The organism is Mycobacterium scrofulaceum (genome assembly GCF_002086735.1).
Lineage (GTDB): Bacteria > Actinomycetota > Actinomycetes > Mycobacteriales > Mycobacteriaceae > Mycobacterium > Mycobacterium scrofulaceum.
The window spans coordinates 1-11,453 of the sequence record NZ_MVIJ01000088.1 but is presented as its reverse complement, the minus strand read 5'-3'; the positions used below and the strand labels follow the sequence as shown (position 1 = coordinate 11,453).

Annotated in this window: 12 protein-coding genes and 1 pseudogene; 2 read left to right on the top strand and 11 right to left on the bottom strand. The window is 64.2% G+C overall.

The features are described 5' to 3' along the window. From BST44_RS27940 to BST44_RS27920, 6 genes and pseudogenes are all read right to left on the bottom strand, one after another. Nucleotides 1-565: pseudogene (locus BST44_RS27940) on the bottom strand (helicase); the annotation flags it as partial. Nucleotides 566-801: 236 nt separating this feature from the next. Next, nucleotides 802-1,410 carry a hypothetical protein gene (locus BST44_RS27935; protein WP_033717261.1) on the bottom strand — a complete coding sequence of 203 codons (609 nt, stop codon included), beginning with the start codon at nt 1,408-1,410 and terminating at the stop codon, nt 802-804. A gap of 188 nt (nt 1,411-1,598) precedes the next feature. After that, nucleotides 1,599-1,763 carry a hypothetical protein gene (locus BST44_RS30225; protein ID WP_007172126.1) on the bottom strand — a complete coding sequence of 55 codons (165 nt, stop codon included), beginning with the start codon at nt 1,761-1,763 and terminating at the stop codon, nt 1,599-1,601. A 15-nt stretch (nt 1,764-1,778) separates the two neighbouring features. Next, on the bottom strand, nt 1,779-2,264 hold the full coding sequence (locus BST44_RS27930; protein WP_046184891.1) for a hypothetical protein: 486 nt from the start codon (nt 2,262-2,264) through the stop codon (nt 1,779-1,781). A gap of 14 nt (nt 2,265-2,278) precedes the next feature. Next, nucleotides 2,279-2,602 carry a hypothetical protein gene (locus BST44_RS27925; protein ID WP_007172124.1) on the bottom strand — a complete coding sequence of 108 codons (324 nt, stop codon included), beginning with the start codon at nt 2,600-2,602 and terminating at the stop codon, nt 2,279-2,281. Continuing rightward, nucleotides 2,595-3,005 carry a WhiB family transcriptional regulator gene (locus BST44_RS27920; RefSeq protein ID WP_072501167.1) on the bottom strand — a complete coding sequence of 137 codons (411 nt, stop codon included), beginning with the start codon at nt 3,003-3,005 and terminating at the stop codon, nt 2,595-2,597. The genes BST44_RS27925 and BST44_RS27920 overlap by 8 nt, the downstream gene beginning before the upstream one ends. A 333-nt stretch (nt 3,006-3,338) precedes the next feature. Between BST44_RS27920 and BST44_RS27915 the strand changes: the two genes are divergently transcribed. After that, nucleotides 3,339-4,010: a helix-turn-helix transcriptional regulator gene (locus BST44_RS27915; protein WP_007172122.1), complete on the top strand. Its 672-nt coding sequence runs from the start codon at nt 3,339-3,341 to the stop codon at nt 4,008-4,010. On the opposite strand, the gene BST44_RS31400 is transcribed toward BST44_RS27915, so the two are convergent. The 5 genes from BST44_RS31400 to BST44_RS30740 form a co-directional block, all read right to left on the bottom strand. Continuing rightward, the gene (locus BST44_RS31400) at nt 3,958-4,887 is read right to left on the bottom strand and encodes a C40 family peptidase (RefSeq protein ID WP_269467003.1); all 930 of its coding nucleotides are present in this window, start codon (nt 4,885-4,887) and stop codon (nt 3,958-3,960) included. The two genes, BST44_RS27915 and BST44_RS31400, sit on opposite strands and share 53 nt — an antisense overlap. A gap of 170 nt (nt 4,888-5,057) precedes the next feature. Next, entirely contained in the window at nt 5,058-6,029 is a 972-nt protein-coding gene (locus BST44_RS27905) for a hypothetical protein (protein ID WP_085075104.1), read from the bottom strand. Between the two features lie 386 nt (nt 6,030-6,415). Further along, nucleotides 6,416-7,306, bottom strand: a complete 891-nt coding sequence (locus tag BST44_RS27900) for a ParB/RepB/Spo0J family partition protein (protein ID WP_007172119.1) — start codon at nt 7,304-7,306, stop codon at nt 6,416-6,418. After that, nucleotides 7,306-8,022 (bottom strand): ParA family protein, encoded by a 717-nt coding sequence (locus tag BST44_RS27895; RefSeq protein ID WP_007172118.1) that lies wholly within the window; start codon nt 8,020-8,022, stop codon nt 7,306-7,308. The genes BST44_RS27900 and BST44_RS27895 overlap by 1 nt, the downstream gene beginning before the upstream one ends. Before the next feature lie 587 nt (nt 8,023-8,609). After that, the gene (locus BST44_RS30740; protein WP_174814220.1) at nt 8,610-9,152 is read right to left on the bottom strand and encodes a hypothetical protein; all 543 of its coding nucleotides are present in this window, start codon (nt 9,150-9,152) and stop codon (nt 8,610-8,612) included. Nucleotides 9,153-9,990: 838 nt separating this feature from the next. Here BST44_RS30740 and BST44_RS27880 point away from each other — a divergent pair. Beyond that, nucleotides 9,991-11,082 (top strand): tyrosine-type recombinase/integrase, encoded by a 1,092-nt coding sequence (locus BST44_RS27880; RefSeq protein WP_007172599.1) that lies wholly within the window; start codon nt 9,991-9,993, stop codon nt 11,080-11,082. The last annotated feature ends 371 nt before the right edge of the window (nt 11,083-11,453 follow it).

Below are 11,453 nucleotides of genomic sequence, written 5' to 3'. Positions count from 1 at the left end.
GACGGGCGGGGTTGTGGGCGGGGTCGGTGACCGCGTAGCGGCCGAAGGGGACGTTGCCGACGGCGGCGGCGAAGCTGTTTTCGGGGACGTGAGTGGATTCGAAACCTTCGTGGCGGATCTGGGCCGATGGGTAGAGCAGGGCGGCGATGGCTGCGGTGGTGGCGTCACTTTCCACACCAACCATGACTGCCTCATCGGGGGCGTGAGCGATGAATGTTCCTGCTCCGCAACCTGGTTCGAGGACCTTGCCACCGCTAAACCCGGCCCGACCTAGTGCTTCCCACACCACGGCGGCGATGGCGGGATCGGTGTAGTGGGCGTTGAGGATGGAGGCCTCTGCCTGGCGGTATTGGTCGCGATCGAGCAACTCGGCCAGGGTGTCCCGTTCGGCGGTGAGGTCGCTGGCGCGGGGGTCGAACACCTGGGGTACCGCACCCCAGCCTGACCAGGTGGCCAGGACACGTTGTTCGGCTGGGGTGGCCGGCCGCTGCGCGTCTTGCAGGGCGCGCAGCAGCTGGACGGCGGCAATGTTGGCGCGGATGCGTGCTTTGGACCCCGATGGCACCAGGGTGTCGAGGCTTGCCGGAAAATCGGTGGGGCTGGTGAATTCTTCTATCCGCTGCTCGGCGGCCGGAGTCGGTTCGTCTGATACAGCCGGGCTTTGTACGGTGCCCGCCGGCGGGTCGATTGGCTGGTGGGCTGGTGTGCGCGGGTTCGGCCGCGGCAGCGGGGCGCCGCCGGGGTCAATCGAGCGCGGATCGGTGGGCTGATCGGCCTCATCGAACAGTGAGGGCTGGGCGTTTACCGCTCGGGTATGCCGTCGTCGCGCAGATCGGTGTAGACCATCTGAGCCAGCGTGCTCGTGAGCGGATCGTCCGGGCCGCTCGGTAGGGGCAGGCCATCCTCGGCCCGGGCGGCTAGCAGGTATCCGGCCTTGATCCGAAACACCGCCGAGTAATTCGGGTCCGGCCACAGATCCGCGATCAGCGCCTCGATGTTCTGGCTGGGGTCGCTGCGATACTGGGGCCGGGTCCAGCGTTGATCCCAGGGCACCTGACTGCGATCGGGCGCTGGGTCGTTGTGCTCCCCCCACAGGTTGCTGGGCTGGCCGTCCTCGGTCGGGATCTGCTCGTAGAGCTCGTTGTTGAGCACGATCTCCATCGCCTGGCTGCGTGCGGTGTTCAGCATCCCTGCCTTGGTCAGGTAATCCGGATGCTCGCCGCGGCTGCGGGTCCACGCCCCTACCGCCTGGGCGCCCATCTCGGCCGCCAGCTCGGCGACCTGGTAGCTGATCCTGGCCGCCTGGCTGTCCAGGAATGTCTCGCGTTGGGCTGGGCTCCACTGCGGGGGCAGCTCGAGCGGGCCCGCGTAGGCCTCCGCCACGATCTGGCGTATCTCTGGGCTCGTCACCACCACCGTCCCCGCCGAAGATGTCGAACAGACCCGGCTGGTGTGGATCTGGCCGCGTCCTCCGTGCCATATTGTGCGCTCCGATCGGCTCGAGTCGGGGTCGGGGTAACCGTGGTTAGCCATAAACTGGCGCAGCCGACGCTCAGCGACCCGTCTTCGTGCCGCAGCCGAGCGTGCATCGGGGGAGGTCATGTCGTTGTGCCGCAGTCGAATAATGTCGGGGTGAAGATCTTCCGGTTGGACCACGAGACCTCGGTACGCGCCGCGTAGGCGCCGCTTTGCGATGTGGCAGATAGGATTTCGACTCGGTCCCAGTCGCGCAGCTCGATGTCATACAGGGTGTTTGCGCTCATTGGGTTGCCTTTCGGTTACTGGGATCGGGGGCAACTGCCTGGTGGTGCAACCATGGGGGCACGATTTGCGCCAGTGGCGGTGCGGATGTGAATGCTGCAGGAGGTCAGCTGCCGGACAAGGCGCAAGTTGTGACCAACCTTGCCTAGTGCGCGCGCATAGTCATCGGGGTTGACGTAAACGCGGATGCGGCGCTGTTCAGGGTTGATGACTTCGGCGATCGCAGACTTGATTCCCAGTGCGTTGATCACGTACCTGGCAGTGTCGCTGTCGTAGGCGATGATGCTGACATGTTCGCCGCAGAGGCGCTTTTCGACGTCGGCGATACGCAGGCCGCCCCACCCGATACAGACGGCGACCGCGTTGATCCCGCGAACACGTGATCGGACCGCGACTTTAGCCAACAGTCCGGGCTCGCGTGCGACCGCAATGATTTCGACGGAGCCGTTGGCCAGTTCGGGCACCCGAGCTGTCAGCGCCGCTCGAACGGGACATGTGATCATCGGATGGCGCCCTTTCAACGTGGCGCCGGCTGGCCGTCCGAGGCGCTGAAAGCGGCTTCCAGGGCGGCGATTTCGCGGTCGGCGGGGTTGGCGGCCGCCGTCCAGGTGACCTCGCGGCCTTCACGGCCACCGCGGGTCAGCAGGCCTTGACGCTCAAGGCCGCACAGCACCCGGTAGATCTGCTCGTGGATCGGGGCGCAGGATATCGCGACCCCCGCGACCGGCACGTCAGGCGCGTGCAGGCGCAACTGTGCCGTCGTGAGGGGCCGTTGCGCGATGCGGAGTTGGGCGAGCAGGTCGTCGCGCAGGACGCGGGTGGCTGCGCTGCTGCTAGGCACTGGCCTTCTCCCTTAGCGTCGCACTTGCCCTGGACGCGGGTTTAGCCGCTTGTCGGCGGCGCAGGTCGCGCTGGGTGGCCGCGAAGTGCACGGCCTGACGGATTTGCAGGGACCGCAGCCGTAGCGCTGGGGGTTGGTTTCGGTAGCGGGCGATGACCTCGCGTAATTGCGCTCGAGCGGCCTTGAGGGCGGCGACGTCACGGGCGCCGGGCATGGCCACGCTCGCCCACACCCCATCGGTAGCGCCAAATCTGAGGGCGTTCTGGGCGCAGGCGACGATGATGGGGCAGTTGGTGCAGATCGCTGCCGACTCTCGCTCCCCGCTATATCCCCTGAACCAGGTGTCGGGGTCTTCGTACTCGCACAGGCCGGTGTCGGCTCGCAAGGGTCGGATGGTGGTCACGGCGCTCTCCATTCCTAATTATACCTGTGCATCATATTGTGTATGTTGTGTACTGACTACGTTTATAGCTGCTCATGCGCTGATAGGCAACATCAGTGCAGATGAAGGTTTCGGCAGAGTAAGTCGACACAGTTCAAGGGCGTACAGCGTATTGGCACCCCTGCGCATCTGCTGCGCGAAACCATGCTTTTCTGCCTTAAACAGGCTATTTCTGTGCATCTCTCGCGTGGCACATCTGTTGGGATCCCGTGTCCGACCGTGGCTGAACGTGGTCAACTTCTATAGTTAACTTGCAAGTATCCGAGAGGTCGTCGGTCGACGACGGCGGCGACGATGGCGAAGGACACGGTGAGCACCAAGGCGACTCCACCTGGCGAGAGCCCGCTAGAGCGGGTCGGCAAGGCCGTTGCCGACCGCCGAGTCGAAGTTGGGCTGGAAACGCAGCGAGAGCTAGCTGACGCGGCGAATGTGTCGCTGAACACGGCCGCGTTGCTTGAGCGCGGCAAGTCATTTCCTCATCGGATCAACCGCGTGAAGTTCGAAGATGCCCTGCAGTGGCCGCGCGGCACCCTCGATGCGCTACGCCGCGGTGAGCCCATCCCGCAGACCCAACCGCGCCCGGCAGCGGCGCTCACGGCGCAGCCCTCGTTCGAGTCGGTGTCGACCGATCCGCGCACCACGTTGCAGGCCTTGGGAATCGCTAAGGCGATAGCGGCGATATCTGCGATATGCGCACAGATTCTGGTGCGCCACAGCAACAGTGCACAGGCGAAGGCAACGCTGCGCGACCTCGACGATCAACTGTTGCAGTTAGAGTCGCTCATTGTCGCGAGTCTGCCGCACGTGCGCGGAAAGTCGTTTAGCGAGACCATGTCGGCGCTGACCGAGCTGCACGAGTATCGCGACGTCATCCGCGACGCCGCCGGGGACGCGCAGGCCTCGACCGAAACTGCTACGCCATCGGCCGGCGCGCCACGTACGAGGCTGGCATCGGCGAAATCCTGACCGGCACACCGGATTGCTGGGCTTCTACGCACTGCGTTGGGCTGATGGCGAGCATGACGTGCCCTGCTTCGGGAAAGATCAGGTCTCCGGCTTCGACGTTTCCATGAGCTACCTTGGCGCCCTGGTGAATCTGGGTGTATGTGTCGGGACCCAAGGTGATGCCGGCCTGAGCGTAGGACCAGTGAACCAGGCCGGAGCAGTCAAATTGGTTGGGCCCCTTGGCCCCCCAGACATAGGGGCACCCCAAGCGGGTTAGTGCGGCTTTGACCGCGATGCGCGCTAATGGCCCTCCCCCAGCGATCGCGGCGTCGTGGTCACCGGCGAGTTCGGGGTTGGTGTGGTGGTGGTTTCGGGTAAGCCCGGACAGGGCGGTGTCGAGGCCGGGGATAGAAAGTGGGCTGCCCACTCCCCCGCCGGCGGCGCCCAGGCCGCCCATCGGCATGCCACCGGTCATGGCGCCGGCGCCCATCGGCATCGCGCCCATCCCTGCGCCGTAGCCGCCGGCACCTCGCCCGATCAACGCCGCCAGCTCCATATTGCGCCGCTCACAGATGCGCAACAGGGCCTTGGCCCGATCCAGCTGGCTTTGCAAATGCGTCACCAATTCCCGCTTGCCTGCCGGGGTTCCGGTGGCAGGAGCGATCGCGGCCACCCCCGAACGGGTATCGGTGATCACCCCATCCATGCCCCCGCCACCCGCGGCAGCAGCCTCTCCCACGCCGGTCAGCGGCGGGCCGGTCCCCGCGTCGGCGGCGATGGTGTGATCCAGGGAAAATAGCTGCCCAGTGTTGGCAACGCCGTACCCGGTGGCCGCCGCACCACCCCAGCCTGCGGCGGCGGCCTGTCCCGCGCCTGCCACAACCTGGCGACCCGTCACCAGTCCCGACGTTGATGACCAACCCCCGTTAATCATCGGCGCCGCCCCGAAAAGCCTGCGCGCATCGCCCAATACACGGCCAGCCTCAGCCACCACCTCATCGAGCGACATACCCGGCAGTATCACCTAAACCGCGCCCACGCGGCTATCACCAGCACCAACTTCGCCGCTCAGTAACCCTTCGGCGGTCGTGTGGGATCGGCCTGCTGGATGTTGGCTGCCAGATTCGACGCGTCAGCTGCGACGCAATAGCGGCCGCGGGCGTAGTTGATGAACGCGCACGCTTCGGATACGTCGTCGAATCGGCTACTTGCTGTGCCCGGCTGGTGATACTGCCGGAACGTTGCACCGGTGAATTGGAACGACCCTCCGCTGGGATCTCCCCTCTGCGCGTTGGCATCGGTGTGGTTTATGGCGTCGTTGCGGTATCCGGATTCACGTTTAGCCACCAGCATCATCCCGGCTTCCCACCGGGCACGTGCTACGGGATCATGAACGCCTTCGATGTCGAGGGCTTTGCGGATCGCCGCGCGGACGCGGTCGGCCCCTGGACCTGCGGGCTCGGCGGCCAGGTTCAATCCCTGATCCGGCTCGGGGTTGGTGTGGTGGTGGTTTCGGGTAAGCCCGGACAGGGCGGTGTCGAGGCCGGGGATAGAAAGTGGGCTGCCCACTCCCCCGCCGGCGGCGCCCAGGCCGCCCATCGGCATGCCACCGGTCATGGCGCCGGCGCCCATCGGCATCGCGCCCATCCCTGCGCCGTAGCCGCCGGCACCTCGCCCGATCAACGCCGCCAGCTCCATATTGCGCCGCTCACAGATGCGCAACAGGGCCTTGGCCCGATCCAGCTGGCTTTGCAAATGCGTCACCAATTCCCGCTTGCCTGCCGGGGTTCCGGTGGCAGGAGCGATCGCGGCCACCCCCGAACGGGTATCGGTGATCACCCCATCCATGCCCCCGCCACCCGCGGCAGCAGCCTCTCCCACGCCGGTCAGCGGCGGGCCGGTCCCCGCGTCGGCGGCGATGGTGTGATCCAGGGAAAATAGCTGCCCAGTGTTGGCAACGCCGTACCCGGTGGCCGCCGCACCACCCCAGCCTGCGGCGGCGGCCTGTCCCGCGCCTGCCACAACCTGGCGACCCGTCACCAGTCCCGACGTTGATGACCAACCCCCGTTAATCATCGGCGCCGCCCCGAAAAGCCTGCGCGCATCGCCCAATACACGGCCAGCCTCAGCCACCACCTCATCGAGCGACATACCCGGCAGTATCACCTAAACCGCGCCCACGCGGCTATCACCAGCACCAACTTCGCCGCTCACGCCTCCCAGCGCTCCCAGCTGTGAGCGTTGCCGTGGGGTGCGTTTGGCTTTCGGCTCGCCGGTGTTGACGCCGACAACCACCACCTGCGATATCGAACGGTGCCACCGAAACCGCTTGACGCCCAACATAATTGAGTGTGGCTGAGCGTGCAGTATGCCACGCCACCTCGATGGATGGGTCAGCTTTCCACGGAAAACTGACCCTCGCGATGCTATGTGAGCAACTTCCTGAGCTGGCCGACCAGTGTCCTGGCTCCTTTATCGCCAAGTTGATCGCGCAACGCTATCGCCAGGGCGCGTGGATCCGCGTCGAACTTTCGAAGCGCCCGCGTCACCGAGCGCAGCGGCGGCGCCGTTGGTTCGTCTCGTGCCGCCGAATCCGAATTGCCGTCTTCGGTTTCATTGGCGGTGTTGGCCCCTTCACTGCGCCGGCCGCGAGCGGCCTTCCACCGGGCCACCTGCTGTGCGAGCGGAACCTGGGCAAGTGAACGCGCTTCGCGAATCGCCAGATCGCCCCTGCGGGTGGCTTCCTGAAGATCGGGTGCCAGTTTGAGTAGCGCGCGCCGATGTGACACCCACGTCTTGCTCTTACGAAGATGTTCGGCCGCGGCGTCAGCGCTGCCGTACTCCCCCACTAGCCTCTCGACAGCTTTGGCTTCCTCGATCACGTCGAATCCCGAGCGGTCGACGTTCTCGGAGATTACAGCCGTGAGCAGCGTTGCGCGATCATTGGCGAGTTCGTCTTTGATCACGATGTCGAGCTCGGGTCGGCCGAACTTGTGCGCGGCGGCCAACCGCCGGTTGCCGATGATTACTACCCACCGCGCCGAAATCGTGGTCTCGGGGTAGATGTTTTGAAATGCTCCTCGGGTGACAACAACTACGGGCTGTAGTTGGAAGTCAACGATGGAGGCCAACTCGTCGAGGTCACCGACCGAATCGCGCGGGTTGTGTGGGTTGCCGACCAGGTCTCGTAGAGCCACCGACCGCGACAGGCCCGACCGTGGGGCGACGACGGGAATCTTCGCGTTTCCGTCAACAGATGAGTTGTCGCCAACAGCATCGACGAGATCATCGAATGTCTTGACACCACCGCGCCCCATTACCGGACTCCTACCATGTTCAGTTCGTCGGCGAGCTTGTAGAAGTCAGCCGCCGCGTTGGCCGCCGAGCCACTCTTCTTGTACTGGGTGACCACGACGCCCTCGCTGCAGGCATTCGTGTGAATCTTGTAGTGCCGCACTACCGTCTCGGCTAAGGGCCATCCCTGTCCGCGAATGAACTTCTGCGTTTGCTTTAACCAGTGTTCGCCATCGCGCGGGTCCCAATCATTGATGAAGACCCGGTAGGGGATGTTGCGCGGTTCGAGAAGCTTACGGATCGTGCGCGCGGTTGGGTCGAAGCACATCGGCGCCGGCAGCACCGGGACGATCGCTTCGGCGGTGACGTCGAGGACGGTCCGCAGTGCATCGGCGGAGTATCCGTCACCTAGACCATCTCGAGAGGAGTCCGCGTCGAGGTCGAACCAGCCGGCGGTATCGACGTAGACCTCGACAATACCGGGCAGGTTGTTGAGCTGCTGCAGCCATTCGAGGGGATCGTCGTGCGCTTGGACAAGATGGAAGGGGAGTGCGTCGACCCGGTTGGCCCACCATTTTGCCGACCCCTGCGGGTCTATCGAGACCGCAGCCACCGGCGAGAACGCGTCGGGCTCGAGATATGCGGTCAGTTTTTGGGCTCGTACGGCGGCCAGATTGACGGTCGCGGTGCTCTTGCCGACACCGCCTTTTTGGTTCAAAACAGTGACAACTTTAGTCATGGGGAGAAGACCTTGGTGCGCTTGGGCCGCGGCTGCGGCCCACTCCGGGAACCGGCCGCCAGGAAATACGTCGCTGACCGAACGACCGCCCCTCAGACACGCTGAATTGTGCATTACATCTCGCCAGTTTTCCGCGGAAAACTGCCCAGATCCAACCGGAGATCGCATGCCGTCTTTCGCGCCTTCCCGGTCCGTCAATCACATCAGCGAGTCCATGACTTGCGTCGATTGACGAGCGACAGGCCAGTTTTCCGCGGAAAACTGGACATGCCGGGCTCAGATCATCACCCCAAAAGTCACGCGATTCCGCCGCGGCAGTGAGTTGTGCGCGCGCCTCATCGACTCGCCGCTCCCGATGGCATCCGGCCACATCATGACGTTGGCCGGCAGCCGCCGCCGAGAGGGTGACCACTTCCTCGGGCACTCGTGGATCGGGGCGTTGATTGCGCCGGGGCCCCGCACGACGTAGGAGTCGAACCGGCGGCATCCGCTGGCATGCACAACCGGGTCCACCCACAAAGCGCCCCCATAGTCGTTCGCACGTGCACCGACGCTTGACGACCTCACCGACACCGTCGGTCGACGGTTCACGGCGCACCAGCACCTAGTGCTTGTGCCGCCACGTTGTTGGGCACGCCACCGCCGACCTCTCGCGCGGCGGCGTCTACCGAACCTAGTGCTTGCGCCGCGGCGTCGGTGGCTGCGCCACCGCCGGCTTCCGGCACCGCGCCCTCTCCTGCGCCCCGCGCCGCGCTGCCTTCCGCGCCTAGTGCATCCGCGCGTGGCGCTGCCTGCGCGTCGGCAGACTTCAACACCGCGCGCACCTCACCGACTTTGACTCCCGCCAGTTCAGCGATCGCAGTGAGGCTTTCACCACGGCCTTGCATCCGGGCCACCGCTGTCGCGCCAGCCTGGCGGTGTTCGTGACGGCGCCGCTCCCCCTCTGCGCGTATCTCGAGGATACGGTTGCGCTCCCACTCGTCGACGGCGACCAGCCGCCCAATCTCGACGAGAAACGACGCAGCGTCATCGACATTTTGACGCTCACGCTCCAGACGTGCCTCGTTGGCCTTATGCTGCGCCTCCCGGACACGCTTGCGCGCCGCCGATTTCGAATTGATGTTCACCACGTGGGAACCATAGGACACACCCATCGTCGCGCTCTACCAACCTGACCAACATCATCTGTGTCCCCATTTGTCCGCACCCACTGTCGCCAAATCAACTGCCCACCAATGCAACACATCCGCACCGATCCGCACCACTCACCACAACCACCTGTCCGATCCGGGAAACGGTCGGGTGCGCTCGTTCACGCGCTACGACACACTTATGCCAACGAGACCCGTACCACAGCAGCCTGAAACCCGCTATCTGCACTGGTCGGCACGCGGTGGTTTCGCTTGGTGTGCGATGGCGCTATATGACCAGCTCAGACACCCCTTCTGGACCTCAACCAGAAGGGCTTGACCGCTCTCCTAAAGCCGGTCTCGCAGATTCGACCCCCTGACCGCACTCGACGGTGCATTTCCGATCGAATGTCGCACTGCTGGTAGCGGGAATCGAGAACTATGCCTCATGATCTCGGTATGACCTGCCGGCCAGTACCAACGGCGGGAGACGGGGTTGGAGACGATGACTATAGAAAATGCGTCGGTCATGCTCACCGCTCATGAAGTTCGAGCAATGACCGGAGTTCCGGTCTCAACGCTGCATGATTGGGCGGCCAGGCGGGAACGTGGGATTGATGCGCCTGGTCCACATCACCTCAGGCTTAGCGATCGGCACCGTCGATGGTTACTGGATGACGTCAAAGATTGGCTGGAATCGACTCGGGTGTAGAGCGATTCGCCCTCACCCACGACTTAGCACAACCGCAAATTTTGAGCTAACGATCAAGCTTGCACACGCTCACTGCTGGCTGCAGGCACTGATCCTCAATTCCCCCAACGTCATTCCGGAGGAATCTTGGCCATAAAGCGCCGCGAGACGAAGGACGGCGTGCGTTATGACGTCCAATGGCGCCTACCGGATCGTTCGAAGCGCAAGAAGAGCTTCCGAACAGAGCGGGAGGCGCGCCAGTTCGAAGCAAGGCTCGTCACCGACAGCGCCGCGGGCGTCAGGGTGGACCCACGCGGCGGCAAAATCCTGCTCCGCAACGTCTATCGATCGTGGCTAGCCTCCCGACCCGACCTGAGCGCGAAAGTCCGCCGCGGATACGAAGACAACTGGAGGCTGCGTATCGAGCCACAGTTTGGTTCGTGGCCGATCGCAAGAATCGACCACGAGTCGATCCAACGATGGGTGAATGCCATGTCAGCGTCGGGTCTCGGACCGCGGACCGTGAGGTGGACGCACTCGGTCCTCAAGATGACCCTTGACCGCGCCGTCGAGGAAGACCAGCTCCTCGGCAAGAACCCCGCATCACGCACCAAATTCCCACCGATGCGGCAAGCCACACACGTCTATCTAACCGTCGGCGAAGTCGCAACACTTGCCCAAACATGCGGCGCTCAAGGTGACGTCGTCTTGCTCCTGGCTTACACAGGCCTACGATTCGGTGAACTCACCGGCCTCAATGTCGAGGATGTCGACCTGGGCGCTCGTCGAATCCGTGTTCGCCGGTCGATGACCCAAGTCGGCGGCAAACTCGTTGAAGGGAACCCGAAATCGCAAGCCGGCCGACGTTCTGTCCCAATCCCCGAGCGCTTGATGCCGGCACTTAAGGCGCGGCTCGACGCACGACCCTGTGGCGCGCCGGCGATCGCGTCGCCGAAGGGTTCCCGGCTGAGCCTGGAGAACTGGAAGCGTGCGGTCAACTGGCGGAAGTCTGTGACTGAGATCGGCCGGGACAACTTGCGTGTGCATGACCTACGGCATACCTACGCATCGCTGTCACGACGGGCCGGCGCCGACTTGCGACTCCTGCAAAAGGCAATGGGCCACGCATCAATCACCGTGACCGCACACACCTACGCGGATCTCTTCGACGACGAGCTTGACGACATCGCAACCGCGCTTGACTCGCTCGACGATACTTTTCGTGCGGGCCGCAGCTGATCCGGTTTGGCCCTGTTTCGTCCCATTTCTCAGGGATCGAGGTGGCGGCAAGGCTGTCTGGCAATCGCACGGGAAGGGAGACCCAATCGTTAGACCCCGGCCTCAAGCCAGGTTGGCGAGGCCGGGGCCATTCGACTAGAGCGCAGACCCGGAGGTCATCCCCAACGCTGGTCCCGAAGCCGTTTGTTTAACCGGCCGCATCGGAGCGCACTTCATCAAGTGTAAAGGACTCAAACCCAATTGAGCGGAGGCCACACGCCCCCGCTGAACACAGCCGACCCCGGGGTTATGCGACGGTCAAGTCCAGGGACGTGGTGTACGACGTCGTCGTGTGATTCTTCGACTTGGTGGTTTAGGCGGTCAGTGCCGCC